Origin of the sequence: Allokutzneria albata (assembly GCF_900103775.1) — a bacterium.
Lineage (GTDB): Bacteria > Actinomycetota > Actinomycetes > Mycobacteriales > Pseudonocardiaceae > Allokutzneria > Allokutzneria albata.
In genome coordinates this window covers 5,535,446-5,561,355 of sequence record NZ_LT629701.1, presented here as the reverse complement: position 1 = coordinate 5,561,355, position 25,910 = coordinate 5,535,446, and the positions used below count along the sequence as shown (strand labels likewise).

General features: G+C 71.4%; 23 protein-coding genes. 13 read left to right on the top strand and 10 right to left on the bottom strand.

Annotated elements, in window-relative coordinates; translation table 11 throughout:
- Positions 1-86: 86 nt before the first annotated feature.
- A complete protein-coding gene (locus tag BLT28_RS24910) occupies positions 87-1,016 on the bottom strand; it encodes a DMT family transporter (RefSeq protein ID WP_030427474.1) in 930 nt (309 codons plus the stop codon).
- Positions 1,017-1,123: 107 nt separating this feature from the next.
- Here BLT28_RS24910 and BLT28_RS24905 point away from each other — a divergent pair, with 107 nt between their 5' ends.
- Positions 1,124-2,035 (top strand): LysR family transcriptional regulator, encoded by a 912-nt coding sequence (locus tag BLT28_RS24905; protein WP_030427475.1) that lies wholly within the window; start codon positions 1,124-1,126, stop codon positions 2,033-2,035.
- Between the two features lie 4 nt (positions 2,036-2,039).
- On the opposite strand, the gene BLT28_RS24900 is transcribed toward BLT28_RS24905, so the two are convergent.
- The 6 genes from BLT28_RS24900 to BLT28_RS24875 all read right to left on the bottom strand — a co-directional run bounded on the left by BLT28_RS24900 (position 2,040) and on the right by BLT28_RS24875 (position 8,084).
- Positions 2,040-3,734: a serine/threonine-protein kinase gene (locus tag BLT28_RS24900; protein ID WP_043810239.1), complete on the bottom strand. Its 1,695-nt coding sequence runs from the start codon at positions 3,732-3,734 to the stop codon at positions 2,040-2,042.
- Between the two features lie 143 nt (positions 3,735-3,877).
- Positions 3,878-4,768 carry a hypothetical protein gene (locus BLT28_RS24895; RefSeq protein ID WP_030427477.1) on the bottom strand — a complete coding sequence of 297 codons (891 nt, stop codon included), beginning with the start codon at positions 4,766-4,768 and terminating at the stop codon, positions 3,878-3,880.
- Between the two features lie 138 nt (positions 4,769-4,906).
- The gene (locus BLT28_RS24890; RefSeq protein ID WP_030427478.1) at positions 4,907-5,746 is read right to left on the bottom strand and encodes a hypothetical protein; all 840 of its coding nucleotides are present in this window, start codon (positions 5,744-5,746) and stop codon (positions 4,907-4,909) included.
- 167 nt (positions 5,747-5,913) lie between these two features.
- Positions 5,914-6,825, bottom strand: a complete 912-nt coding sequence (locus tag BLT28_RS24885) for a hypothetical protein (RefSeq protein ID WP_030427479.1) — start codon at positions 6,823-6,825, stop codon at positions 5,914-5,916.
- Positions 6,826-6,852: 27 nt separating this feature from the next.
- On the bottom strand, positions 6,853-7,587 hold the full coding sequence (locus tag BLT28_RS24880) for a PIG-L deacetylase family protein (RefSeq protein WP_030427480.1): 735 nt from the start codon (positions 7,585-7,587) through the stop codon (positions 6,853-6,855).
- 188 nt (positions 7,588-7,775) lie between these two features.
- Positions 7,776-8,084 carry a hypothetical protein gene (locus BLT28_RS24875; RefSeq protein WP_030427481.1) on the bottom strand — a complete coding sequence of 103 codons (309 nt, stop codon included), beginning with the start codon at positions 8,082-8,084 and terminating at the stop codon, positions 7,776-7,778.
- A 104-nt stretch (positions 8,085-8,188) separates the two neighbouring features.
- Here BLT28_RS24875 and BLT28_RS24870 point away from each other — a divergent pair, with 104 nt between their 5' ends.
- A complete protein-coding gene (locus tag BLT28_RS24870) occupies positions 8,189-9,301 on the top strand; it encodes an arginase family protein (RefSeq protein WP_030427482.1) in 1,113 nt (370 codons plus the stop codon).
- Between the two features lie 7 nt (positions 9,302-9,308).
- On the opposite strand, the gene BLT28_RS24865 is transcribed toward BLT28_RS24870, so the two are convergent.
- The gene (locus BLT28_RS24865; RefSeq protein ID WP_030427483.1) at positions 9,309-9,593 is read right to left on the bottom strand and encodes a chorismate mutase; all 285 of its coding nucleotides are present in this window, start codon (positions 9,591-9,593) and stop codon (positions 9,309-9,311) included.
- 273 nt (positions 9,594-9,866) lie between these two features.
- Here BLT28_RS24865 and BLT28_RS24860 point away from each other — a divergent pair, with 273 nt between their 5' ends.
- Positions 9,867-10,679, top strand: coding sequence for an SdrD B-like domain-containing protein (locus BLT28_RS24860; protein ID WP_030427484.1), 813 nt, complete (start codon positions 9,867-9,869; stop codon positions 10,677-10,679).
- Between the two features lie 49 nt (positions 10,680-10,728).
- On the top strand, positions 10,729-13,122 hold the full coding sequence (pcrA, locus tag BLT28_RS24855) for a DNA helicase PcrA (RefSeq protein WP_030427485.1): 2,394 nt from the start codon (positions 10,729-10,731) through the stop codon (positions 13,120-13,122).
- Between the two features lie 383 nt (positions 13,123-13,505).
- Here the strand turns inward: pcrA and BLT28_RS24850 are convergent, their stop codons facing one another.
- On the bottom strand, positions 13,506-14,087 hold the full coding sequence (locus tag BLT28_RS24850; protein WP_043810241.1) for a M23 family metallopeptidase: 582 nt from the start codon (positions 14,085-14,087) through the stop codon (positions 13,506-13,508).
- 408 nt (positions 14,088-14,495) lie between these two features.
- A complete protein-coding gene (locus tag BLT28_RS24845) occupies positions 14,496-15,506 on the bottom strand; it encodes an esterase/lipase family protein (protein ID WP_063766519.1) in 1,011 nt (336 codons plus the stop codon).
- Between the two features lie 128 nt (positions 15,507-15,634).
- On the opposite strand from BLT28_RS24845, the gene BLT28_RS24840 reads away from it, so the two are divergent.
- The 9 genes from BLT28_RS24840 (at position 15,635) to BLT28_RS24800 (ending at position 25,799) form a co-directional block, all read left to right on the top strand.
- On the top strand, positions 15,635-17,356 hold the full coding sequence (locus BLT28_RS24840) for a hypothetical protein (protein WP_156050527.1): 1,722 nt from the start codon (positions 15,635-15,637) through the stop codon (positions 17,354-17,356).
- A complete protein-coding gene (locus BLT28_RS24835; RefSeq protein ID WP_052406898.1) occupies positions 17,353-17,664 on the top strand; it encodes a cobalamin-dependent protein in 312 nt (103 codons plus the stop codon). Before BLT28_RS24840 ends, BLT28_RS24835 begins: the two co-directional genes overlap by 4 nt.
- A gap of 162 nt (positions 17,665-17,826) precedes the next feature.
- Positions 17,827-18,996 carry an ADP-forming succinate--CoA ligase subunit beta gene (gene sucC, locus BLT28_RS24830; protein WP_030427490.1) on the top strand — a complete coding sequence of 390 codons (1,170 nt, stop codon included), beginning with the start codon at positions 17,827-17,829 and terminating at the stop codon, positions 18,994-18,996.
- Between the two features lie 9 nt (positions 18,997-19,005).
- The gene (gene sucD, locus BLT28_RS24825; RefSeq protein WP_030427491.1) at positions 19,006-19,923 is read left to right on the top strand and encodes a succinate--CoA ligase subunit alpha; all 918 of its coding nucleotides are present in this window, start codon (positions 19,006-19,008) and stop codon (positions 19,921-19,923) included.
- 216 nt (positions 19,924-20,139) lie between these two features.
- The gene (locus BLT28_RS24820) at positions 20,140-20,736 is read left to right on the top strand and encodes a DUF5336 domain-containing protein (RefSeq protein WP_052406899.1); all 597 of its coding nucleotides are present in this window, start codon (positions 20,140-20,142) and stop codon (positions 20,734-20,736) included.
- 177 nt (positions 20,737-20,913) lie between these two features.
- Positions 20,914-22,434, top strand: a complete 1,521-nt coding sequence (locus BLT28_RS24815; RefSeq protein ID WP_156050530.1) for a cell division protein PerM — start codon at positions 20,914-20,916, stop codon at positions 22,432-22,434.
- A gap of 116 nt (positions 22,435-22,550) precedes the next feature.
- Positions 22,551-23,168: a phosphoribosylglycinamide formyltransferase gene (gene purN, locus BLT28_RS24810; RefSeq protein ID WP_030427494.1), complete on the top strand. Its 618-nt coding sequence runs from the start codon at positions 22,551-22,553 to the stop codon at positions 23,166-23,168.
- The gene (gene purH, locus BLT28_RS24805; protein WP_030427495.1) at positions 23,165-24,736 is read left to right on the top strand and encodes a bifunctional phosphoribosylaminoimidazolecarboxamide formyltransferase/IMP cyclohydrolase; all 1,572 of its coding nucleotides are present in this window, start codon (positions 23,165-23,167) and stop codon (positions 24,734-24,736) included. The genes purN and purH overlap by 4 nt, the downstream gene beginning before the upstream one ends.
- 646 nt (positions 24,737-25,382) lie before the next feature.
- The gene (locus BLT28_RS24800; RefSeq protein ID WP_030427496.1) at positions 25,383-25,799 is read left to right on the top strand and encodes a YciI family protein; all 417 of its coding nucleotides are present in this window, start codon (positions 25,383-25,385) and stop codon (positions 25,797-25,799) included.
- The last annotated feature ends 111 nt before the right edge of the window (positions 25,800-25,910 follow it).

Sequence of the window (25,910 nt, the reverse complement as noted above, 5' to 3'; positions counted from 1 at the left end):
AGGCTAGAGCCTTAAGGGGAAGCAAAGCGAACCATCGGCCCAATCCGGGACCTACCTGTGAGCAATCACCCACTGTGCAGGAGCGCCTACCCGCTGGTAGCCTTCGCCGTTTCGGCTGACGGAACGGCGATCGGCGCCTTGGCCCGCCGGGGGCGGGTGAGCATCACGCCGCCGAGCACCACCAGCATGCCGAGCACCACGCGCAGGGTCAGCTCTTCGCCGAGCACGATCGCGCCGAGCGCCACCGAGACCACCGGCATCAGGTAGGTGACGGTCGAGGTGGCCGTCGCGCCCTCGTCGGCGATCAGCCGGACGAAGAGCATGAACGACAACCCGGTGCCGAACACGCCCAGGATGGCCGCGGCGACCAGGCCGCTGGTCACCTCCCAGTGCACCGGCTGCAGGCCCCCGACCGGGATGGCGATGCCCGTCAGCGCGGTCGCCATGAGCATCTGCCCGGCCGCGGTCGAGGTGGGCGACATGCCCTTGCCGCTGAGGTTGTGGCCCACGTACACGGCGCCGATGCCATAGCTGAGCGCGGCGACGAGGATCGCGATGCTCCCGGGCAGCGCCGAGCCCGCCCCGTCCCGCCACGGCGCGAAGATCAGCATCACCCCGGCGAAACCGAGCACGAGGCCCAGCACGCGCAGCGGGCCGAACGCCTTCTCCTGGCCGATGGTCACCGAGATCAGCAGCGTCCACAGCGGCGTCGTCGCGTTGAGCACGCCCGCCATGCTGGAGTCGACGGTCTGCTGGCCGACTCCGAAGAGGATGAACGGCAGCACGTTCGCGAACAGCGCCGCGACGCCGAGGTGCAGCCAGGTCCGTCCGCCCCGGGGCAACGACAGCTTCATCGCCTTGCAGATCGCCACCAGGACCAGCGCGCCGAGGCCGACGCGGACGAAGACGATCTGCACCGGCGACAGCGCGCGCAGGGCCAGCTCGATCCACAGGAAGCTGGAGCCCCAGAGCAGGCCGAGCACGCCGATCCTGATCAGGCTGCCGGAAGACGTCACGCTAACCCCCAATTCCACGGTGTTCGGAACCAAGCGTGCGCCCGTGCAAGCATCAGGACAAGTGAATACTTCTGCGCAACCTTTAAGCAGAGCTGTACGATTCCAGCATGTTGGACGTCCGCCGCATGCGCGTTCTCCTGGCCGTCGTGAGCACCGGGTCGGTCAGCTCCGCCGCGGCCAACCTCGGCTACACGCCCTCGGCGATCAGCCAGCAGATCAGCGTGCTGGAGCGGGAGGCCGGGCTGACGCTGCTGCAGAAGGCGGGCCGGGGCGTGCGCCCCACCGCGGCGGGCCGCCTGCTCGCCGAGCACGCCGCGGTGATCACCAACAAGCTCGCCGAGGCCGAGACCGCGCTGGCCGACCTCCGCGCCGGGCGCACCGGCCGGATGCGCATCACCTACTTCACCACCGCGGGCGCGGTGCTGGTGCCACCGGCCGTCGCCGAGTTCCGCAGCGAGTTCCCGGCGACCGCGCTGGACCTGACGGTCACCGATCCCGAGGACCCGCTGCAGGAGGTCCGGGCAGGCCGTGCCGACCTCGCCATCACCGTCCAGCTCGGTGACGAGGAGCCGAGCGCGCCGGGCATCCGTTTCGAGCACCTGCTCGACGACCCGTACCGCGCCGTGCTGCCGAAGGGGCACGCGCTGGCCCGGCAGCGCGTCGTCGACCTCGCGCAACTCGCCGACCAGCCGTGGGTGGACAACGAGCCGCTGCCCGGGCAGTGCCGGGAGGTGGTGCTGGAGTCCTGCCGCTCCGCCGGGTTCCAGCCGGACTTCGCCGTGCAGGCCGGGGAGTACGTCAGCGCGCAGGGCTTCGTCGCCGCCGGGCTCGGCGTGACGCTGATCCCGGCGATGGGCCTCGGCGCGGTGAACCCGAGCGTCCTGGTCCGCAAGCTGCGCAACCCGGAGCCGGTGCGGCGCATCTACGCCGCGACCACCGAGGCGGACGCGGAGAACCCGGCGACCCTGGGCCTGCTGCGCGCGCTCCGTGCGGCGGCCTCCGCGGCCGCCGCACGGTGAAGGATCACGTGCTGTTCAGGCAGACCTGGCCGCCCTCGTACCCCATCCGCAGCTGCTTGGGCTGGGTGATGGGATCCCCGGAGCTCTTGTAGGTCGTCTCGATCTCGAAGGACACGACCTTGTCGCCGGCCATCTCGACGTCGCTGACCTTCACGTCCTTCACGCTTTCCCAGTACTTCTGGTACGCGGTGTAGGTCTGGGACCGCCGGACGGAGTCGCAGAACTTCGCGAACGCCACCTGGGGGCTGTTGGGCAGCAGCTTGTAGTAGCTCTTGACCGCGTTGACGTAGTCCTTGTCCGTCGGTCCCGACGAGGTGGTCGTCGTCGGAGCCGTCGTGGTGGTCGTCGTCTCGGTGGTCGTCGTGGGCTTGGGCGTGCTCGACCGCTTCGACGGCGAGGCGGACGCCGTCGACGGCTCACTGGTCACCGACGCGCCACCGCCACCGGTGTTGTTCCTGCTGCCGATGAGGTTGCTCAGCAGGATGCCGAGCAACGCGGCCGCGATCACCGCTCCGATGGCGATCAGGATCGGCCGGGTGTTGGAGCGGCGCTCCTCGGGCTCTTCCCTGCGGTCGCGGTCCCGTCCGTTGCCGGGAGGGCTGCCGCCGGTGCGGCCCGCGGCGCCGTTGGCGCCACCGATGCTGGTCGCGCCGGGGCCGACCCTGGTGGCGGGCGCGTCGCTGAGCGGCCGCGCGTCCAGCCGGGTCATCGCCGGGGTGTTGGGGTTGCTGGCGGGAACCGGGGTGCGCGGGTTCAGGTTCGGTCCGCTGCGCAGCCCGGGCTGCACCGCCTGGGTCGGCGCCGACGGGCCACCGGGGATCTGCGTGGTCGGCGGGACCGCGCCCCAGCCCTGCGGCGGGGTGACCATCGGGGCCGCGCGGCCCTCGGAGATCGCCCGCAGCGCCTCCGACGCCTGGGTCATCGTCGGCCGGTCGGTGGGCTGTGGCCGCAACAGGTGCATCAGCACCGAGGTCAGCGGGCCCGCCTGCTGCGGTGGCCGGACGATCCCCGCGGCCACCAGGTGCAGCAGCGCGAGGGTGTTCTCGTTCAGCCCGAACGGCGGCTCACCCTCGACGGCCGCGTAGAGCGTCGAGCCCAGCGAGAACACGTCCGAGGCCGGACCGGGCTCGTAGCCCTTGGCCACCTCGGGGGCGAGGTAGGCCGGGGTGCCGGCCAGCATCCCGGTCTTGGTGACCGTCACGTCGCCGGTGGCGCGGGAGATCCCGAAGTCGGTGATCTTCACCGACCCGTCGTCGCCGAGCAGGATGTTGCCCGGCTTGATGTCCCGGTGCACGATCCCGGCCGCGTGCGCCGCGGCCAGGGCGATCGCGACCTGCGACCCGATCCGCGCAACCTCCCTCGGCGGCAGCTTCCCCTCGTCGTAGACGACGTTGGCCAGGCTCCGCGAAGGCAGGTACTCCATCACCAGGCACGGCAGGCCGTTGTCCTCGGCGACGTCGAAGACACCGATCGCGTTGGGGTGCTGCAGGCGGGCGGCGATCCGGCCCTCCCGCATCGCCCGCTGCTTGGCCTCCTCGGCCTCGCCGGCCTCCATGCCGGACTGCAACAACAGCTGCTTCACCGCGACGACGCGGTGCAGCCGTTCGTCGCGGGCCTGCCAGACGACGCCCATCGCACCTGCGCCGATCCGTCGTTCCAGCCGGTAGCGCCCAGCAACCAGGCGACCTTCGTCGCTCACGCTGCCGCCTCGCTCTGCTTGGTCACCGTGCGGCTCCCCGTGTCGGTCACGGCACCCAGGTTAGAGCCACCACCCGTACAGGTGGTTCTGCGCCCGGTGTGCCGTTTGTGTTCGCAAGTCCGAAGGGGGACGCCCCTGGCCGATCAGCGGTTGCGTGCGGAGAGCACCGTTGCGTCCGCGATACGCGGCACTGACCCTTCCGTGACCACGATGCGCTGTTCGGTGCGCACCCTGCGTCCATCAGCCCAGACGTAGTCGACGACGACCCGCGCGGTGTTGGCACCGGCGGCCTTGGCGGTGGTCACAGTGGCGGAACGCACACCCTTCCACGACTCGCGGAACTCCTCGACGCCACCGGAGCGCATCTGCGGGGCGAGCATCTCGTAAGCCTCGGCGGGCGCGTCCGGCGCCGTGCGGAAGAAGCCGTTCAGCAGGTCCAGCACGGGGTCCAGCAGCCCGCCGTTGCCCGGCTTCTGGGTCGGCTTGGACGGCTGGGTGGTGGGGGCCGGCCTGCTGGGCTCGGTCGTCGGCGTCGCGGTCGGCCTGCTCGGCGGCGGGTTCCCGGTGGTCGGCCCCGGCTGGGGCTGGGGACCCTGCGTCGGCCCGCCGGGGTCGGTACCGCCGCCTCCGCCGCCGGGGTGCGGGGCCGGCTTGCCGGTCGCCGTCGGGTCGGTGGGCTCCGTGGGGGCCTGGCCGCCCTCCTCGCCGCCGACGCCCTCGGGGTTGGCCGCGGCCGCCTCGCCGATCAGGTTGGGCTGGAGCGCCCGCCCACCGGTGAAGTAGTTCTGCGCCCGGGAGGTGTTCTGCGCCTGCCCGCCCTCGTCCTGGCCGGTGAGGATCACGGTGCCGGCGACGATCGCGCCGCAGACCCCGACCACGCCCGCCGCGACGCCGATGGCGCGCATGACGGTGCGCTGGTTCGCGGGACGCTGGGCCGCCCGGCCCTCCCGGTGCAGCAGGTCGGAGACGAGCACCTGCGTGCGCTGTGCGCCCCGCCCGCGTTTCTCCCCGTCCGACGATCCGTTGCCAGCCACGGCCGTTCACCCTTCAGTCAGGACACGTTCCGTGACTGGGATACCGGACCTGGGCGGCGCATGTCACCAATTCGGAGGTATGAGAAAACCGGCAGCGCCCGTTCGGAGCAACCTCGCTCGCCTAACGTCGCAGCGCGCTCAGCTCTGCTGCACGGAGAGCAGTTCGGCCGCCACGATCTGTCGCGGCTCGGCGGCGCCGAGCGTCAGCAGTTGCTCCAGCCGGAGCTTGGTGCCGTTGACCAGCTCCAGCGTCGTGGTGCCGAGCACCCCGCCGCGGTTCTGCTCGACGTTCTTGACCTGCACCGTCTTCACGTTCTCCCACGCCTTGAGGAAGGCGGCGCGGTCCGGGCCGATCAGCCGGGTGTCCACCATCTGCAACGCCAGCTCGGGCCGGTGCTGGAGCCGCTGGAAGAACTCCTGCACGACCTCGACGGCCGAGGTCGGCGTGACGGCGTTCGGCTGCCAGGTGCTCTTCTGCTTGACCACCGGGGTCACGTTCTTGTTGCTCGTCGAGGGCTGCCGCGCGCCCGGCGCGCCCACGGCCGAGTTGACCTTGGTCGCGGTGCTGAGGCGGTCGAGCAGGAGGTCCGGGCGGAGTGCGAGGACGCCGGAGAGCTGCGGCGCCTGGTACTGCACGCGGGGGCCGCGCGAGCCGAAGTCGGCGGTGATCACCGATGCCGCGACCACGGAACCCGCCAGCACCAGCGCCCCGAGCACCAGGCCGACCGCGCGCAGCGGCTTGAGGAGCGGGTGCTCGCCCTCCTCCGGTTCCGGGTCCGGATCGGGGTCGAAGCTGTAGACCGGCTGCGGTGAGGTCGCGCCCGACGCGACGCGCTCGAAGACCTCGGACCGGAAGTGGTAGCCGCTGGTGGAGTCGTTGCCCTGGTACCTGGGCGGGATCGGCTGCTTCCTGATCAGTTCGGCTACGGTGACCGCACCGGCGCGCTGGTGCCGGCGACCTGTGGTCGAGCGCTCCACGGTGGCTGCCTCCGTACGTTCTGTGGTCGGCAGAACTCGTATCGTGACATCGGCTTCGAGCGCGACACTCTGATGCGACTTCACCTGTTCGGAGCGCTGAACGGTCGTTTTGGACCAGTCGAACGGATGAAGGGCTACCCGGAGTAGTCGATTTTTCTGAATCTGGTTCACCGTTGGGCCGTGGACACCAGCCGTTCGGCGTTGACGAGCGGGGCGGCGTCCGGGACGAACCGGAGCTCGCGCTCCTGGACCAGGATCCGGCCTTCGGCGTCCCGGACCTCGATCACCGAGGTGGTCACCCCGCGCACCGGGTCCACCCGCATCGCCTTGAACTCCAGGCGGTCGGCCATCGAGCCGAACCGCTTCTCGAACGAGGGCAGGCCCTCCTTCTTCAGCTCCGGCCCGACGAGGTCGGCGAAGGCCTTCTCGATGTCGTTGGAGACCGCCGAGAAGAACCGCACGGTGCTCTCGGTCAGCTGGCGCACCGGGATCAGCTCGGGGCCGAAGGAAGGCACGGTGGTGATCGGCGGTGTCGTCATGCTGGACGTGGGGGTCGGCGTGGTGCTGCTCGGGGAGCTGGCCCCGGTGGACGCGCCCGTCGTCCGGCGCGGTCCGCCGCCGGTGCCGTCCTGGCCCGCCGCGCCCGGCACGTCGGTCGGGCGCGCACCGGTGCGGCTGCCCTGCTCGGACCTGGTGGGGGCCGCGGTCGTGGTGACCAGCATCAGTTCGCTGGGGTAGGCGGGCAGCGCGTTGATCCGGTCGAAGACGTCCTTCGGGCCGACCAGGGTGACCGCGACGGTGACCAGCACGACGAGCACGATCGCCGAGGACAGCCCCGCGAACCAGGCGGCGCGCTTCCAGGTGGGGGGCGGGGTGACCGAGGCCGGGACCATTCCGAGGTCGAGCTTGCGCAGGCCCCCGGTGTTGGTGTCGTCGAGCGGGTCGGCGGCGGGAGCGCCCGGCGCGTCGGAGGCGGGGCCGGTGTCCGGGGCGGGAGTCCAGGCGAGCGCATTGGCGTCCTGGCGGTGCCGCCCCCGGTGGGGTCGGTACCGCTCCGCAGGCCCCTGCCCGCTGTCCATCGCGAAATCCCCTTTCGCGCGCGTGGGTCAGCCGGTGTGGACGACCTGGAACGTCTCGGCCAGCCTGCCCGGTGCCAGACCGTGCCGCCGCGCCGCCTCCGCCAGGAAGGTCCGCATGCCTTCCTCAAGTCCATCGGCATCGCCGGTCTGGGACTTGTGGGAACGCAGGGCGGCCATTTTCGCCGCCATCGTGTCGGTGATGTCGACGGCGTGGTCGCGCCGGTCGAGCGGACCGTCGGCGAGCCAGAGCTCACGGACGGTCCACGGCTGCAGGCCCTCGGCGAGCAGCTCCGGGTGGGCGTGCGGGTTGCGCGCGTCCGGGTAGACCGCGGCGAAGGCCGCCTCGCCCGCGGCCCGGTGGTCCGGGTGCGAGGTGACGATGTGGTCCCAGTTGTACTCCGGCGACCAGGTCAGCACCCGGTCCGGCCGGAACGCGCGGATCACCCGGGTGAGGTCGCGGCGCAGCTCCAGCGAGGGAGTCAGCCTGCCGTCCGGGTGGCGGAGGAAGTGCAGCTCGCTGACCCCGACCACGTCCGCGGCCGCCCGCTGCTCGCGTTCGCGGAGCGCGGCGACCTCCTCGCGCGGGGTGGCCTGGTCCCCGGTCGCCTCGCCCGAGGTGCACACGCAGTACGCGACCTCGATCCCGGCGGAGGTCCACGCGGCCACGGTGCCCGCGGCCCCGAAGTCGACGTCGTCGGGATGTGCGCTGATGACGAGCACCCGGTCGACCCGGGAACTCTGGCTATCGCGTGCGCTCGTCATGTTGCACAGGGTATGACTGCACCGTTCGTGGTTTCGCTACGGGGACGGGTTGTCACGCCCAGTGACACCTGCTCGGCCGCCGCGTCCATGATCAGTTTCCGCAGGCCACCGCGGTAGGACCGTCTTCAGGGCCCCGGACACCGCCGGCGCTGGGTCGGTGGCACGCGAGGAACGGCGAGCGCGGGGCGTCAGCTGCCGCTGCGGAACCGCTGCTGGGTTTCCTGCAGGGCCTTGGTGGCGGCGACGCCGCTGCCTGCGCCGATGAGGATGGCGATGACGTCGAGGAACGCCCCGCCGCCGGTGAAGAACAGCGCCAGCAGCGCGACACCACCGGTCGCGCCCGCGACGCCCCAGCGGCCGTTGACCCACTCGGTGATGTGGGCGGCGCCCGGCCTGCGCTTGGCCGCGGAGTTCAGCATGGCCAGGTATCCGCCGTGCACGACCGCGGCGACCACGGCGAGGATGGCGACGATCACTGCGATGAGGTGCAACACCATGCGACCAGTGTGCTCCCTCCAACCCGCGCGCGGCGCCACGGCGACCCTGAGAACCCCCTGATATTCGCCTGCACCGGCCTGCGGGACGCCCGTAACCTGCGCCGGTGGACGTGTTCTGGCACGAGGACTGCTTCACCCACGACGCCGGGCACGGCCTGTGGGAGCTGCCCGGCGACTGGCCGTGGCTGGACGTCCCGGAACAGCACCCGGAGAACGCCGACCGCCTGCGCACGATGCTGAACGTGCTGCGGCGGGGTCCGATCGCGTCGCGGCTGCGCTGGCACGTGGGCCGGGCGGCGACGGAGGACGAGCTGGCCACGGTGCACGAACGCGGGTACCTCGACGCGTTGCGGGCTGCCTGTGCCGGACCCGAACGCGTCGCACTGGAGGAGAACACCGTCGTGGGGCCGGGTTCGTGGCCCGCGATCCTCGCCGCGGCTGGCACCACGCTCGCCGCGATGGAGGCCGTGCTGGACGGTCGGGCGACGAAGGCCTACGCGATGGTCCGGCCACCGGGACACCACGCCCAGCCCGGCGCGGCCGATGGCTACTGCATGGTCAACAACATCGCCCTCGCCGCAGCCTCGGCCAGGCGGCGGGGTGCCGCGCGGGTGGCGATCCTCGACTGGGACGTCCACCACGGCAACGGCACCCAGGAGGCGTTCCTCGACGACCCGGACGTGCTGACCATCTCCGTGCACATGCGGCACGGCTCGTGGGGCGGCAGCCACCCGCAGACCGGAGCCCCGGACGAGCTCGGCGCGCGGGGGCGCAACGCCAACATCGAGCTGTCCCTCGGCGCGGGGGACAGCGCGTACCTGCGGGCTGTGGACGAGGTCGCGGCGCCGTTGCTGCGAACCTTCCGCCCGGACGTCCTGCTGTGCGCGTCCGGTTTCGACGCGAGCGCGTTCGACCCCAACGGCAGGCACAACGTCACCGCCGAGGGCTACCGCGCGATCGGCCGCCGGGTCGCCGGGTTGGCCGACGAACTCACCGGCGGTCGCCTGCTGCTCACCCAGGAAGGGGGCTACCAGCGCGGGTACGCGGCGGTCTGCCTGCACGCGCTGGTCGAGGGGCTGCTCGGGATCACCCGGCCGCTGCTGCCCGATCCGATCGCCTACGTGCCCGACGACGCGGTACGCAACGCGGCGGTGACCGACGCCGACCTGGCCGCCGTGCGCGCCGCGCTCGCCCCGCACTGGCCGGGCGTCTTCTGAGCCGCGGTCAGCGGCCCAGCCTGCCCCGGCCCAGCCGCAGCAGCAGCATGCCCAGCTCGCGGCCCTCCGGACCGAGGTCGCGGAACCGGGCCAGCACGGCCATCTCCCGGCTGTAGACGATCTTGGGGCCGCCCTTGGCCATCCTCGCCGCGCCGATGGTGCGCGAGACCTCGCTGCGCCGCTTGATCAACCGGAGGATCTCGGCGTCCAGCTCGTCGATCTCCAGCCGCAACGCGTCGATGTCCGGGGCGGCTTCCTGGGTTGCGGGCTCGCTGTCCGCGGTGGCGTTCATCGTTCATGCTCCCTGGTGGGTTCTCGGAGGTTTCCGGCCCCGGCAGCACAAAGCCCCGGGTCCAGTGGACTCCGGGGTGTTCCGTGTCAGAGTGCGTTCACTCGGCCACGGGCACCGGAGTCCGGCACCCGTAGAAAAAGTAAAAGCCAGCGTGAAGCACGGCCACAGTCTTGCACGAGCCGCCCGAGTAGTCGAGCGAGGCCGGACGAACCGGCCCCTGGTCCCCGCGGACGTCCTAACCTGGCCCGGTTCGTCTCAATTCTGGAGGGGAAGTTGAGCAACAGCATCCGCGGCGCGGGGGCCGCCGCACTCGCGCTCCTGTCGATCACGGCGCTCGCCGTGCCCGCGACGGCGGCGCCCGAACCCACGGTCACCGGGGTCGTGTGGGCCGACACCGACTTCGACGGCGTCCGCGAACCCGGTGAGGCAGGCGTCGCGGACATCACCATCGCCGCCTACCGCGCGGACAACACCGAGGTCGCCTCCGCCGTCACCAACAAGGCCGGGCACTACGCGCTCAAGCTCAGCGGCGGCCCGTACAAGCTGCGGCCGAAGGCGCTCGCCTACGCGAAGACCATCACCCGGCCGAACGTGGGCGATGACGCGCGGGACTCCGATTTCGCTTGGGGCACTTGGGAAACCGCGGAGTTCTCCTGCGCGCCCAGCTGCCCGAAGTTCGACCTCGGCCTGGTGGAGCGCAAGCAGGACATCGCGCTCGCCGTCGCGCCCGCGGAGGTCTCGGCCCGCAAGGGGCAGAGCTTCTCCGTCGAGCTGACCGCGAGCAACCTGGGCACCGTCCCCAACGGCGGTGACTGGATCGAGGCCGGTTTCAAGGAGGGGCTGCAGGTCACCTCGGCCACCGGTGACGGCTGGGCCTGCCGGGTCGACCCGTCGGCGGGGCAGTACCTGTTCTGCCGCTCCGAGGCCGACCACAACCCCGGTACCGACCGCCCGAAGGTGCGGGTCGAGCTGACCCCGACCGCGGACAGCGGCGACATCACCATGGACTTCCACGTCGCCGGGTTCCGCCGCTCCGAGTCCGTTTTCCCGAACAACGCGGCCGCACTCCGGGTTCGCGTGGGCTGAGCGCCGGGCGCGAGGGCGAGGGGACCGGCGGAGTAGCCTGGGAACCACCATGGACACCCTGTTCGAGGTCTCCCAGTCAGATGATCACGGTCCCGTCGCCCGCCCGGTGCGCGGCCCGGACGCGTTGCTGGAGGGCCTGAATCCCCAGCAGCGCGCCGCCGTCGAGCACAGCGGCTCGCCCCTGCTCGTCGTCGCAGGCGCGGGCTCGGGCAAGACCCGCGTGCTCACCAGCCGCATCGCCTACCTGCTCGGCGCGCGCGGGGTGCACCCCGGCCAGATCATGGCCATCACCTTCACCAACAAGGCCGCGGCGGAGATGAAGGAGCGCGTCACCGCGCTCGTCGGCCCGCGCGCCAACGTGATGTGGGTGTCCACCTTCCACTCGATGTGCGTGCGCCTGCTGCGCCGCGAGGCGAAGAACCTGGACCTGCGCAGCTCCAACTTCTCGGTCTACGACGCCGACGACTCGCGGCGGTTGATCACCCTGGTCTCCCGCGAGCTCGACCTCGACCCGAAGCGCTACCCGGCCCGCACGCTCGCGGTGCACATCTCCAACCTGAAGAACGAGCTGATCGACCCGGTCGAGGCGGCCGACCGCGCGGGCAACGACCTGGAGCGCAGGGTCGCCGAGGTCTACACCGCCTACCAGCGCAGGCTGACCGAGTCGAACTCCTTCGACTTCGACGACCTGATCATGCGCACCGTGCGGCTGCTGCAGACCAGGCCCGACGTCGCCGAGCACTACCGCAGGCGGTTCCGGCACGTGCTGGTCGACGAGTACCAGGACACCAACCACGCGCAGTACGAACTGGTGCGCGCGCTCGTCGGCACCGGCGGCGAGGACGGCATCGAGCCCGGCGAGCTGTGCGTCGTCGGTGACGCCGACCAGTCCATCTACGCCTTCCGCGGCGCCACGATCCGCAACATCGAGGAGTTCGAGCGGGACTACCCGCAGGCGCGGACGATCACCCTCGAGCAGAACTACCGGTCGACGCAGACGATCCTCACCGCGGCGAACGCGGTGATCTCCCGCAACTCCAACCGCAGGGAGAAGCGGCTGTGGACCGACCTCGGCGACGGCGACAAGATCGTCGGCTACGTCGGGGACAACGAGCACGACGAGGCCGCCTTCGTCGCGTCGGAGATCGACCGGCTGGTGGACACCGGGGACGCCAACTTCTCCGACATCGCGCTCTTCTACCGCACCAACAACAACTCCCGCGCTTTCGAGGAGGTGTTCATCCGCCTCGGCCTGCCGTACCGGGTCGTCGGCGGGGTGCGCTTCTACGAGCGCAGGGAGGTCCGCGACGCGCTGGCCTACCTCCGGTTGCTGTCCAACCCGGACGACACGGTCAGCCTGCGCCGCATCCTCAACGTGCCCAAGCGCGGCATCGGCGACCGTGCCGAGGCGTGCGTCGCCGCGCACGCCGAACGGGAACGGATCTCCTTCGCCGCCGCCCTGCGCGACGCGGCGGACGGCAAGGTCAGCCTGCTCAACCCGCGCTCGCAACGGGCCATCGCCGGGTTCGTCGAGCTGACCGACGAGCTGCGCGCGCTGGTGACCGACGGCAAGGACGTCGCCGAGGTGCTGGACACCGTCCTGGAGCGCACCGGCTACCGCGGCGAGCTCGAAGCCAGTGACGACCCGCAGGACGCCTCGCGGGTGGACAACCTGACCGAGCTGATCACGGTGGCCCGTGAGTTCGTCCAGGCCGAGGCGAGCGCGCCCGAGCCGGAGGAGCCCGTCATCGACGACGCCGGGCAGCCCGCGCAGGGCTCGCTCGAGGCGTTCCTGGAGCGGGTCTCGCTGGTCGCCGACTCCGACCAGACCCCGGACGCGGGCGACGGCGTGGTCACGATGATGACGCTGCACACCGCCAAGGGACTGGAGTTCCCCGTGGTGTTCTGCACCGGCTGGGAGGACGGGCTCTTCCCGCACCAGCGCGCGCTGGGCGATCCCACCGAGCTGGCCGAGGAACGCAGGCTGGCCTACGTGGGCATCACCAGGGCCAGGCAGCGGCTCTACGTCTCCAGGGCGCTCGTGCGCTCCGCGTGGGGGCAGCCGATGGCCAACCCGGCCTCCCGCTTCCTCGACGAGATCCCCGCGGACCTCGTCGAGTGGAAGCGCGTCGAGCCGGTGCGCTCCTCCGCGCCGACCTCCGCCACCCGCTGGGGCAGCAACCGCTCGCAGATCGGCGGCGGTGACTCCGCGCAGGCCGGGCTCGGCGCGCGCGGTATGCGCTCCACGCCGTTCAAGGGCTGGCAGGACACCCCGGCGATGAAGCTGGAGGTCGGTGACCGGGTCTCGCACGACAAGTACGGCCTCGGCACGGTGGTCGCCACGGACGGCTCCGGTCCCCGGGCGACGGCCACGATCGACTTCGGCACGGGCGGCACCGTCCGGCTGATGCTCATCGGCGGAGTTCCGCTCACCAAGCTCTGACCGCGTTCACCCCCGCACCCTCGCCCCGCCACCTCGCGGGCGAGGGTGGCTTTCGCCCGCCCCGGGGGACACCCCGGCTTCAACGCTGCCGCGAGCTGCCCGCGTTTTCAAGCCGGGCGGTGGGGCTGGGTGGATCTCCGCTCAGAGGGGCGCTCAGCCCGTCACCGCGGCCGTATCACTAGATAGGGTGACATGTCTCCCGGGCAGGTTTGGCGGGATCGGACGCGGGATATGTCCGCAGCGACCCCCGCACGGGTTGTGACACACAAAGCCGGGTGTGCGGTCGGGGGCACACCCGGCGATGTGACACGGGGACGCACTGGCCACGGGCACGACAAAAAGGCGAACGCTCACTGAGCGGTCGCCTCCCGGTCGTACGGGTCCTAGCGGACGAAGACGCCGCGCTCGTTCAGCCACGGCAGCGGGTTGATCTTGCGCCCGGCCGAGTTCCAGACCTCGAAGTGCAGGTGCGGGCCGGTGGAGAAGCCACGGTTGCCCATGGTGGCGATCTGGTCGCCCGCCTTCACCTTCTTGCCCTCCTTCACCAGGATGCGGTCCACGTGCCCGTACACGGTCGTGGTGCCGTCGTGGTGCAGGACCTTCACCCACAGGCCGAAGCCGCTCGCGGGGCCCGCGGCGACGATCGTGCCGTCGGCCACCGAGTAGATCGGGGTGCCGATGCGGTTGGCGATGTCCAGGCCGTAGTGGGTCGCGCCCCAGCGGGCGCCGTAACCGGAGGTGAAGGTGCCGGTGGTCGGCTTGACGAACTTGACCCGGTTGCGCTCGGCCTCCTGCTCGAGGCGCTTGGCCAGTTCCGCCTTCAGCTGCTGGCTCTTGGCCAGCTTCTCGACCTCGAGCGAGGGGTCCGAGGTCTGCGAGGACAGCGGGATGACGTCGGGGGAGGGGGCGGTGCCGCCCATGCCGAACGCCGCGACGGCGCTGCGACCGGATGCCAGTGGAGCCACTTCGTCTGACGCGGAAGCAGTGTTCCCGCCCGGCGCGAGGGTCTGACCGGCGCCGGCGGCGACGAACGCGCCAGCCGCGACGGCCGCGACAACGACCCTGCCGCGAAGTGCGGACGGCGGCGGCGGGAGCCGGTGGGCTCCTCTGGGCCGTGAACCCGTCTGCGACAACGCTTCTGCGAGTGCCGGGGAGGATTGACTGCCGCCGGGGGTGCGGTGTTGCGCCAAGGCCTGCCCTTCCGTCTTCGGGGAGTCCGGGCGGACATTCCGGGCGGGGGATCCCGGCGAGTCGATGGGAACCGACTCAGCGTCCTGGTTTGTGACCGGACCGTGACAACGGACGGCGGCGACAGTAGCCAAGGCGTACCCCTACGGGCAAATCCCTGATCGGGTCATCTGCCGTTCGGCCGCTCAGGCGGACGAGTGTGACCCGCTGCGATAACGCAGCGTATCTTCCGACATGTGATCCAGATCACAAGCAACGTACGGATGGGTCGGGCGTCTGTACTCCAACTGCGTGAGAGCGGTGAGCACCGCGTGCACGGAGCGACGCGCGATCGGCAGGGAAAGGTGGCCTACGTCACGGAGGCAGTGCTCCTCGACGTCGAGGTCCGGATGCCGCAAACGGGCGTTGACCTGCGGGATCACCACTTCGTCCAGTTCGCTCCAGAGCACCACGAACCGGGTGCGGCAGCCCGGGGCGGGTTCTGCCAGCTCGGTCATCAGCTCGGAGCCCGGGCGGAGCTCGCGGACCAGCCTGGTCGGCAGCAGGTAGGCCGACAGCGTTCCGCTGTGCGGGGTGCCGAGCGTGATGAGGGTGCGCACCCGCTCGTCGCCACCCTGGCGCTGCACGAAGTACCTGGCGATGATCCCGCCGAGGGAGTGGCCGACCACGTGCACCGACTCGGAGCCCGTCTCCTCGCACACCCGCTCGATGTGCGCGCCGAGCTCGGCGGCCGCGGTCCTGATGTCGCCGGTGACCGCGGTCAGGACGCTGTAGTTCACGGCGTGCACGACGCCGAAGCCGCGCCTGCGCAGCGCGCTGGAGAGAAAGGTGAAGATGGAGCGGTTGTCGCCGATGCCGTGCACCAGGACGACCGGGGTGCCCGCGCACTCCAGGTTGGAGATGACCAGGCCGCGCTGGGCCGGGGCGAGGTCGTCGGTCCGGTAGCGGTCGTAGTGGCCGCCGGGCCGCAGCTTCTCCGTGATGGCGCCCCAGGGGTAGAGGACCGCGTGCGCTGCGAGCCACGTCGCCTCCACGGCGGCACCGCGCAAGCCGCCGAGACTGGCAATGCCGCGCAGCACCACGCCGACACCCTCGCCGACCGCTTTGGCGGTCTCCGCGAGAGCCGCGGCTCGGCGTGCGTGGCCGAGGAGGTGTTCCCCCAGCTCCTGCACGTCGGACCTCGCGATCTTCCCCATAGAGTGACGGTAGGTGATCTACGCCACGTGCGCGTCAGTACATCGGCTTCTTTTTGGTTGTTACCCCGTTACCGCGAAAAAGATGCGCCGTACTGCTCCCGGCACCGCACTTCGCTAGCGTGGTCGCGGTGACCGCGCGGCCATCCACCTCACCTTCTTCCCCGGCGGATCGCAGTCCTTCGCGGGCTCCCGGTCCCGATGCGGCCTTCCCGCCGCTGACCACGGCGATCGCCCTGTCCGCACTGGGAGTGGTCGCCGCGGCCGCGGCTCCGCTGCTCGGGGTGACGGCGCCCGCCGAACCCGCCGCCTTCCTGGCTTGGCCGCTGCTGGGCCTGCTCGCGGCGCTGCCTGTGGTCGCCGCGCTGATCGCCCGCTCGCGCGGCCGGGTGGCGCTGGCCGCCGGGATCCTCATCCCGCCCGCGCTGCTCGCCCCCGGCCGTGCGGCCGTCGACCTGCAGCTGCTGGACGAGGCCAGCCTCGCCGCCCGGCCGGAACTGCTGCTCCCGCACAGCCTGAACGTGCTGAGCGCGGGGCCGGGCCTGGTCGCCCTGCTGGCGGGGCACGCCGTCACGGTCGCGGCAGGGGTCTTCGCCGCGCGGTCGCTGGCCAGGGCCGGGGACGGCGGTGAGCCCAAGTACGGGCTGTTCGCCTTCACGCTCTGCGTCGGCGTGCTGGTCTCGGTCGGTCTCGCGGCGGCGCCGTTCCGCTCGACCGACCCCTATCTCCGGCCGACCGCGGTCCTGGACGCGCCGCCGTGGGTGATGGTCGGGATGCTCCTGATCGCGGTCGCGGTGCCCCTCGCGGCCGCGCTGGCCATCAGCTCCGCCGAGCCCGAGGCCGCGCGCGGGGGACTGGTCGGCCTGGTGCTCGCCGTGCTCGGGCTGATCGTTCCCCCGATCGTCTCCACCATCGCCTCGGACCAGTTCTTCATCACCTGGGGGCCGCTGGTCGCGCTGGGTGGAGCCGCACTGCTCGCGGTGCTGGCCGTTCCCGCCGGACGCGGGCGGGAGCCGGCCGCCGGGGGCGAGGACGTCGAGCTGCCCGGGCAGGAGCGGTTGCAGATGGTGGCGGGCGTGCTCGCCGTGCTCTCCGGCCTCGCCTCGATGGTGGGCGCACTGCTCAGCACGGTCGACGTGCCGCCGGACCTGCCGAGCCTGGTGAACTACCCGGCGCGGATGCTCCTGCCCGCCGGGCTCGTCCTTCTTGTACTGGGCCTGACGATGGCCGTTCGCGGGCTCGCGAGCACGTTGCGGCCCGCGCTCGCCGTCGCGTGGGCCGGCGTGGTGTTCGCCGCCGCCATCGCGCTGGACGTCGTCGTGGGCGCGGTCGGGGTCGCCGGGGTGGAGGTCGGGCCGGGGACCTGGGCGCTGATCGCCGCGGTGGCGCTCGCGCTGGGGACAGGAGCCGCCGCCGCGCTCGCGGGCGGTGTGGAGCGCGACGAGGTCGACCTCAGCGAGCCGATCCGCAACGACGCCCTGTTCCTGCCGGTCGGCCTCGCGGTGGCGTTGAGCGCGGCGGCCTACGTGGTGCCGGTGCTGTCGGCGCCCGATTTCATCGCACCCGGACTGCTTTCGCCGCTCCGCATCTCTTCGTGGGGCGTGCTCGTCGCGATGCTGACCGTTGTCGCCGCGAGCGCGCTGTCGTTGTTCTGCCGTCCCCGGCGCGCCGCGGCACTGTTGCTCGGTGCCGCATTCGTGGTCGGTCTGCGGGCGGCCGAGCTGCCGTTGACCGTGCAGCGCGTGGAGGGTGCGGCGGCCGCTTCCGGAATGTGGTTCGCCGTCGGCAGCTTCGTGGTGCTGCTCATCGCGGCGGGAATTGCCCTGTCCCGAAAGGAAAAGGCCACCACGTGATCCGAGTGGTGGTCGCGGGCGGCCCGGACGGTGACGCCGACGCGCTGGCGAGGGCGTTGCGGGACGCGGGGATCGAGGTCGTCCACTGCGGCGCGTCGAGCGACCCGGCCCAGGTCGCCGCCGCTGTCGTGCAGGAGGACGCCGACGCGGTCGCGCTCCGGGGCGCGACCGCCGATCTCCGGGAACTGCTTGCGGAGCAGGGCGCGGAGGACGTCGTGATCTTCCGGCCTGAGGCGAAGCCGGAGGACATTGTGGAATCGCTCACGGCCGCCGACCCCCGGCCGAGTGACGCCACCCGGACCACTTGAACGATTCCCGGGCGTTGCCTTCGTCTCAGTACGCGGGCGAATCCTGGTAATTCGCGTGCGCGGTGACCGACTTCACCGTATGCGGACGCGATTGCTTAAGAGCAGGTCGATAGGGTCACCCGGTCCGACAGCGGTGTCGTTGGCGAGATCAGGAGACTCTGAGTGGACCTGTACGAGTACCAGGCGAAGGACCTCTTCGCCGCCCACGGGGTCCCGGTGTTGCCGGGCGCCGTGGCCACCACCCCGGATGAGGCCGAGTCGATCGCCGCCGAGTACGGCGTGCCGGTCGTGGTCAAGGCCCAGGTGAAGACCGGCGGCCGCGGCAAGGCCGGTGGCGTGAAGCTGGCGGAGAACCCCGCCGAGACCAAGACGAAGGCCGAGGCGATCATCGGCCTGGACATCAAGGGCCACACCGTGCACCGCGTGCTGGTGACCCCCGCGTCCGACATCGCGGAGGAGTACTACTTCTCCTTCCTGCTCGACCGCGCCAACCGCACCTTCCTGGCGATGGCCTCCGTCGAGGGCGGCATGGACATCGAGGAGGTGGCCGCCACCAAGCCGGAGGCGCTCGCCAAGATCGCGATCGACCCGATCGCCGGGGTGGACGCGGCCAAGGCCAACGAGATCGTCGCCGCCGCGAAGTTCCCCGCCGAGGTCGCCGACCAGGTCGCCGACGTCATCGTGAAGCTCTGGGAGACCTTCGTCTCCGAGGACGCCACGCTGGTCGAGGTCAACCCGCTCGTGCGCGACCCGCAGGGCAAGATCGTCGCGCTGGACGGCAAGGTCACCCTCGACGAGAACGCGGGCTTCCGCCACCCGGCGCACGCCGAGCTGGTCGACAAGACCACCGAGAACCCGCTGGAGGCCGCGGCCAAGGCCAAGGACCTCAACTACGTCAAGCTCGACGGCGAGGTCGGCATCATCGGCAACGGCGCGGGCCTCGTGATGTCCACTTTGGACGTCGTCGCCTACGCGGGCGAGAAGCACGGTGGCGTCAAGCCGGCCAACTTCCTCGACATCGGTGGCGGTGCCTCCGCCGAGGTGATGGCGAACGGGCTGGAGATCATCCTGTCCGACCCGGCCGTGCGCAGCGTCTTCGTCAACGTCTTCGGCGGCATCACCGCCTGCGACGCGGTCGCCAACGGCATCGTCAAGGCGCTGGAGATCCTCGGCTCCGAGGCCACCAAGCCGCTGGTCGTCCGGCTGGACGGCAACAACGTCGTCGAGGGTCGACGCATCCTCGCCGAGGCGAACCACCCGCTCGTCACCGTGGTGGACACCATGGACAACGCGGCCGACCGCGCCGCCGAACTCGCTGCCGCGGGGAAGTGAAACAAGAAGATGGCTATCTTCCTCACTGAGAACAGCAAGATCATCGTCCAGGGCATGACCGGCTCCGAGGGCACCAAGCACACCAAGCGGATGCTGGCCTCGGGCGCGAACATCGTCGGCGGTGTGAACCCGCGCAAGGCGGGCGAGAAGGTGAACTTCGAGTTTGCCTCGGGTGCGGGGGTCCCGCAGGAAACCGTCGTGCCGGTCTTCGGCTCCGTCGCCGAGGCCATGGAGGCCACCGGCGCCGACGTCACCGTGATCTTCGTGCCGCCGAAGTTCGCCAAGGACGCCGCCATCGAGGCGATCGACGCGGGCATCGGCCTCGCCGTCGTCATCACCGAGGGCATCCCGGTGCACGACACCGCCTACTTCTGGGCGCACGCGTGCGCGAAGGGCAACAAGACCCGGATCATCGGGCCGAACTGCCCCGGCGTGATCAGCCCCGGCAAGTCCAACGCGGGCATCATCCCCGCCGACATCAGCGGCGCCGGCAAGATCGGCCTGGTGTCCAAGTCCGGCACCCTGACCTACCAGATGATGTACGAGCTGCGGGAGTTCGGTTTCTCCACCGCGGTCGGCATCGGTGGCGACCCGGTCATCGGCACCACGCACATCGACTGCCTCCAGGCGTTCCAGGACGACCCGGAGACGGTGGCCATCGTGATGATCGGTGAGATCGGCGGTGACGCCGAGGAGCGGGCCGCCGCCTACATCTCCGAGCACATCACCAAGCCGGTCGTCGGCTACGTCGCGGGCTTCACCGCCCCCGAGGGCAAGACGATGGGCCACGCGGGCGCGATCGTGTCGGGCTCCTCCGGCACCGCGGCCGCGAAGAAGGAGGCCCTCGAGGCCGCCGGGGTGAAGGTCGGCAAGACGCCGTCGGAGACCGCCGGTCTGATGCGCGAGATCATGAAGTCGCTGGGCTGACCGCCAGTCGATGCTTCGGACACGAGGCCGGGGAACCCGTTGGGGTTACCCGGCCTCTGTCGTCACTCAGCGGTAGTGGTTGACTCGATCGTGTTCGACGTACCGGGGGAGCCCCAGGGTGTCGGATGTCGTCCCAACGGCGGTATCGGCTAGCGTTCCGCTGCCACAACCCTCAAGCGTCCACAGTGGCCGCCTCGTTCGAGGAGGAGACCCAGCATGTCCGTGCCCTATGGCGCGCCCCAGCCACATCCCCAGCAGCCCGGGGTGCCCGGGCAGCCGGGCAACGCCCCGAACCTCACGTTCATCCTGTCGCTCGTCGCCGCGGGTCTCGCCCTCGTCGCGTTCCTCTGCGGCTTCGCCAGCGACGCCCGCGGCGGCTTTTCCGGCACCTCCGCGTACCTGATCGCAGGCGGTGTGCTCGCCGGTTTCTCGGTGCTGCCCAAGGCGCCCAAGCTCCTCTGGGCCGCGGCCCCGCTCGCCGTGGTGCCCGCGCTGCAGATGCTGCAGAGCATGGTCGCGGCTTCCGCCATCAGCGGCATGTACGTGGTGGTCTTCATCGTCGCGCTGCTGCAGGCCGGTGCGACCGTGGTGGCCCTGCTCGCCGACATCGACGTGATCAAGATGCAGCCGAAGCCGCAGTACGGCCCGCCCGGTGGCTGGAACCCCGCCTCCGGTGGGTTCCCGCAGCCCTACGGCCAGCAGCCCGGTCAGTTCCCGCAGCAGGGCGGCTACCCGCAGCAGCCCCAGCAGCCGCAGCAGACCCAGCAGTTCGGCCAGCCCGGAACGCCGCCCGGTGGTTTCCAGCAGAGCTGATGCTGATCAAATAGAGCAGTACCTCTCGTCGGGGTGACATCGCGTTCGCGGTGTCACCCTGACGGCTTTTCCGAGCCTGGTCACGCGGCGTGCCTCACCCGTCCGGCGGCTTGCCGGTGCGAGTGTGCCCGCATGACCACAGCTCAACCTACTGACCAGGGGGTAGACGAGGTGGTCGTGCGGCCTCGGGTGGCTCCCCGGGGCCTGCGGATCCGGTTACTCGTAGTAGCCGCACTCGGTCCGTTGGTGCTCGGGTTCCTCGCTGCGGCGAGCGTGTCCGCCGTGGTGCTGGGCTCCGCCCCGCTCGCCGTCTTCTCCGTTCCCGAGGTGCTCGCCTCGGCCCGCTGGCTGTGGCTGGCCGCGTACCAGGTCCCGGTGACCCTGCGCGGCGCCCCGCTCGGCGTGCTGCCCTTGCTGCTCACCCTCATCGCCGTGCTGTTGGTGGCGCGGTCCGCCAGGGCGTCCGCGCGCCGGATGCGGCTGCGCACCCCCGGCCCGACGCAACAGCTCATCGCCACCATCGCCGCGACGCACGGGGTCTTCGCCGCGGTGCTCGCCGCGGTGCAGCCCGAAGGCGCCGCGGTCGCGACGCCGACCACCGCTTTCGTCGGCGCCGCACTGGTTTCCGGGGTCGCGGCGACGATCGCGCTCGCCGAGACCTGCGGCCTGGCCGAGCTGATCAGCAGGCTGGACGCGCCGATCCGCCGCGGCCTCTACGTCGGCGTGCTCGGCGTCGTCGCCCTCCTCGCGGTCGGCGCGCTGCTGTTCTGCGTCGGGTTGCTGGTGGCCCTGCCCAAGGTGGCGGGGATGTTCATGGACGCGGGCCAGGGAGCCGCCGAGTTCTTCGGCATCGCGTTGCTGTGCCTGGCCTACCTGCCCAACATCGTGATCGCCGGGACCTCCTTCGCGCTCGGGTCCGGCTTCGCGGTGGGCAAGGCGGTGATCGCGCCGATCGGCATGGCGCTGGCCCCGGTGCCCTCGGTGCCGCTGTTCGCCGCGCTGCCGCCGGTCGCGAGCCGGTGGTGGCTGGCGGTGTTCGTGCTGCCGCTGCTGGTCGGGGTGCTCGTCGGCTGGTGCTGCCGGACCTGTTCGCCGGAGCCGGTCGAGCGGGTGAAGGCCGTCGCGGTGGCCGCCGTGCTGATCGGGTCGGCGTTGTTCGTGCTGGCGTTCCTCGCCGGAGGCCGCCTCGGTGGCGGGCCGTTCGACCCGGTGACCGTGCAGGCGGGGAAGATCGTGCTGGCGGCGGCCGGGTGGGTGCTGGTGCCCGGAGCCCTCGTGGCGTGGGTGTTCGCGCCGAAGGCCGAGCCGGAGGCCGAGACCGGGACCGAGGAGCAGGAGGAAGCGGCCGCACTCGACGAGGACGCGGAGGACGCCGAGCCCGGCGAGGAGTCCGAGGACGAGCCGGAGCCGGAACCGGACGAGGAGGAGCCGGACGAGGAAGCCGCCGAACCGGCCGATGATCTCGACGAACCCGAGGCGCCCGACGAGACCGAGGACTCCGAAGCAGCCGAAGTGTCCGAAGTGGACGTCGACGACTTCGAGGACTACGAGGAAGCCGAGGTCGAGGGCTACCGGTTCGAACCGCTGCCGGAGGAGTTCGAGGACGAGGAGGACCGGCTGGCGCGGGAGCTGGCCGAGGAACTCGGCGAGGAGCTGACGATCGACGACGAGGACCCGGAACCGCCCGCGAAGCGCTGAGCCCTGCCGGAAGTGATCCAGACGGCAGGAACTACGCTGGTCACGCCCCTGATCCGGCTTGCCAGGAGACGACGCTGAGCCCATCGCACCCGGATGTGACGCCGCCCGCGCAGCGGCTGAGCGTGCCGGTACCCGCCCGCATCGTTGCCCTCGTGTCCGGTTCGGGCACCCTGCTCCAGGCGCTGCTGGACGCGGTCGCTGCCGGGGACTACCCGGCCACCGTCGTCGCTGTCGGCGCCGACCGCACCAGCATCGAGGGACTGGAGCGAGCGCGCCGCCACGGTGTCCCCACCTTCACCGTCCGGCTGCGCGACCACGCCGACCGCGCCGCCTGGGACCGCGCGCTGGCCGAGGAGATCGCCGCGCACGAGCCCGACCTGGTGGTCTCCGCCGGGTTCATGAAGATCCTCGGGCCTTCGGTGCTGGAGCGCTTCGGCGGCCGCGTGATCAACACCCATCCCGCGCTGCTGCCCGCGTTCCCGGGAGCGCACGCCGTCGCCGACGCCATCGCCTACGGCGTCAAGGTCACCGGCTGCACCGTGCACCTGGTCGACGCGGGCGTGGACACCGGGCCGATCCTCGCCCAGGAGGCGGTCGCCGTGCTGCCCGGCGAGACCGAGACAGACCTGCACGAGCGGATCAAGGAGGTCGAGCGGCGGATGCTGGTCGACGTCCTCGCCGAGCTCGCGCGCAAGGGTTGCACCCTAACCGGACGAGAGGTGAACATTCCGTGACCGCAACAGATGGCCTGCGGCCGGTCCGCAGGGCCCTGCTGGGCGTGTCCGACAAGGCCGGGCTGGTCGAACTGGCCGCCGGGCTGCACGAGGCCGGGGTCGAACTGGTCTCCACCGGCGGGACCGCGAAGGCCGTTGCCGCCGCGGGCATCCCGGTCACCCCGGTCGAACAGGTCACCGGGTTCCCCGAGTGCCTCGACGGCCGGGTCAAGACGCTGCACCCGGGCGTGCACGCCGGCCTGCTCGCCGACGTCCGCCGCCCCGAGCACGTCGAGCAGCTGGAGCGGATGGAGATCGCTCCCTTCGACCTGCTCGTGGTGAACCTGTACCCGTTCCGGGAGACGGTGGCCTCCGGCGCTTCGGCGGAGGAGTGCGTCGAGCAGATCGACATCGGCGGCCCGGCCATGGTCCGCGCCTCGGCGAAGAACCACGCCAACGTCGCGGTCGTGGTGGACCCGGCGCGCTACGACTGGGTGCTGGAGCGGGTCCGCGGCGGCGGGTTCAGCCTCGCCGACCGGCAGGGCCTCGCCGTCGCCGCCTTCCGGCACACCGCGAGCTACGACGTGGCGGTGGCCTCGTGGATGGGCAGCGCCCTGGTCGCCGACGAGTCCGGTTTCCCGGACTGGGCGGGCGCGACGTGGGAGCGCTCGTCGGTGCTGCGCTACGGCGAGAACCCGCACCAGCGCGCCGCGCTCTACGTCACCCCCGGCGCCGCGGGCCTGGCCACCGCGAAGCAGTTGCACGGCAAGGAGATGTCGTACAACAACTACGTCGACGCGGACGCCGCGTGGCGCGCCGCGCACGACCACTCCGACCCGTGCGTCGCGATCATCAAGCACGCCAACCCCTGTGGCATCGCGGTGTCCACTGTGGATGGTGACGCGATCGCGGACGCGCACCGCAAGGCGCACGCGTGCGACCCGGTCTCCGCGTTCGGCGGCGTGATCGCGGCCAACCGCGAGGTGACCGTGGAGATGGCCGAGCAGGTCGCGGAGATCTTCACCGAGGTCGTCGTCGCCCCCGGCTACGCCGACGGCGCGGTGGACGTGCTGACCCGCAAGAAGAACGTCCGCATCCTGATCGCCGAGCCGCTGGTGCGCGGCGGGCTGGAGATGCGCCCGGTCTCGGGTGGCCTGCTGCTGCAGGCGGCGGACGCGATCGACGCCGAGGGCGACGACCCGGCGAAGTGGACGCTCGCCTGCGGGGAGCCGGTCGCCGACGAGATCCTGGCCGACCTGGTGTTCGCCTGGCGCGCGTGCCGTGCGGTGAAGTCCAACGCGATCCTGCTGGCCAGCGGTGGCGCCACGGTCGGGGCGGGCATGGGGCAGGTCAACCGGGTCGACGCGGCGCGGCTGGCCGTCTCCCGTGCCGGGGACCGCGCGCGGGGCTCGGTCGCGGCCTCCGACGCCTACTTCCCGTTCCCCGACGGCCTCGAGGTGCTGACCGGTGCCGGGGTGCGCGCGGTGGTGCAGCCGGGCGGTTCGGTGCGGGACTCCGTGGTGATCGAGGCGGCCCAGGCCGCGGGGGTCACCATGTACTTCACCGGTACGCGGCATTTCGCCCACTGACCTGGGGTTTTGTGGAGAGGGGCCCGGCGCTGTCGGGCCCCTCTTCTATGGTGTGGGAACCCTCTTCCGAGTGACTTGACGGGGGCGGCGGACCCCGGTTTACTAGTCCCATCGTTCGAACACATGTTCGAACGAACATCACGACTGGTGCGGGATCGGTCGTGAGGATCACCGGCTTCTTTCGGCGGTTCGTGTTCGTGGGTGCGGGCGCTCCATCGTCGGGGAAGAGGAAGCGGGTGTTCGGTGTGGCACTCGCCCCGCGGGTTGTCGTCGGACGGGGTGGTCGTGGTCAACGGGGTGGCCACGACCTCCGGCGGCGGGGCGAGTCGACATGGGGACACCGTGTCCGCGGAAAGCGCGGACACGGTGTCTCATCGCGTGTTGGCCGGGGGCCGAGCTCCCACGGTGCGGGCTTCTGCTGACCGGGCGTGGGGGCGTTGGGTGGGGACCAGCACGGGTTTTGCGCCGCGGTGATGTGTGGGGGTGTGGGCTCGTTCGCCACCGTGTCGTTGTCGCGACCTGGCGGTGCGGTGGTGGACAGGCTCGCGAAGAAGGTGGGAAGAAGGTTCGGTGTCGTGTCGATTCGGCTGGCCGCCGATCGACGCTCTGGTGCGAAGGATGGGAACGACCACCGGAGGAGACACCGATGCGATTCATGGTCATGGTGAAGGCGAACGCCCGGTCCGAGGCCGGGGAGCTGCCGAGCGCGGAACTGCTGACCGCCATGGGCGCCTTCAACGAGGAGCTGGCCGGCGCGGGGGTGCTGCTCGCGGGCGAGGGGCTCAAGCCCAGCTCCGAGGGGGCGCGGGTGCGGTTCGACGGCGAACGGCGGACCGTGATCGACGGGCCGTTCGCGGAGACCAAGGAACTGCTCGCCGGGTTCTGGCTGATCGACGTGAAGTCGCTGGACGAGGCGATCGCGTGGGTCAAGCGCATCCCCTGCGAGCCGGGGGTCGAGGCGAGTGAGGTGGAGATCCGGCCGGTGCACGAGGCCACCGACTTCGGACCCGAACTCGCCGAGGAAGCCCACGAGGCCGCACTCCGCCTGCGCGAGCGCGTCTGACCCCGGGGGGCTCCCCGTTTCGCGCTCACGGGTTTTCCCCGCTCTGGGCGCGAAACGGGATTCGGGGACGACGGGGGAGGTTGCGGGGGGTGGGGTGGGCTGCTGTGATTG

What these genes read in the sequence shown, in the direction of transcription:
- BLT28_RS24905 (WP_030427475.1), top strand. Translation starts at nt 1,124, where the DNA reads ATGTTGGACGTCCGCCGCATGCGCGTTCTCCTGGCCGTCGTGAGCACC.
- BLT28_RS24885 (WP_030427479.1), bottom strand. Translation starts at nt 6,825, where the DNA reads ATGGACAGCGGGCAGGGGCCTGCGGAGCGGTACCGACCCCACCGGGGG.
- BLT28_RS24880 (WP_030427480.1), bottom strand. Translation starts at nt 7,587, where the DNA reads ATGACGAGCGCACGCGATAGCCAGAGTTCCCGGGTCGACCGGGTGCTC.
- BLT28_RS24875 (WP_030427481.1), bottom strand. Translation starts at nt 8,084, where the DNA reads ATGGTGTTGCACCTCATCGCAGTGATCGTCGCCATCCTCGCCGTGGTC.
- BLT28_RS24865 (WP_030427483.1), bottom strand. Translation starts at nt 9,593, where the DNA reads ATGAACGCCACCGCGGACAGCGAGCCCGCAACCCAGGAAGCCGCCCCG.
- pcrA (WP_030427485.1), top strand. Translation starts at nt 10,729, where the DNA reads ATGGACACCCTGTTCGAGGTCTCCCAGTCAGATGATCACGGTCCCGTC.
- BLT28_RS24845 (WP_063766519.1), bottom strand. Translation starts at nt 15,506, where the DNA reads ATGGGGAAGATCGCGAGGTCCGACGTGCAGGAGCTGGGGGAACACCTC.
- sucD (WP_030427491.1), top strand. Translation starts at nt 19,006, where the DNA reads ATGGCTATCTTCCTCACTGAGAACAGCAAGATCATCGTCCAGGGCATG.
- BLT28_RS24820 (WP_052406899.1), top strand. Translation starts at nt 20,140, where the DNA reads ATGTCCGTGCCCTATGGCGCGCCCCAGCCACATCCCCAGCAGCCCGGG.
- BLT28_RS24800 (WP_030427496.1), top strand. Translation starts at nt 25,383, where the DNA reads ATGCGATTCATGGTCATGGTGAAGGCGAACGCCCGGTCCGAGGCCGGG.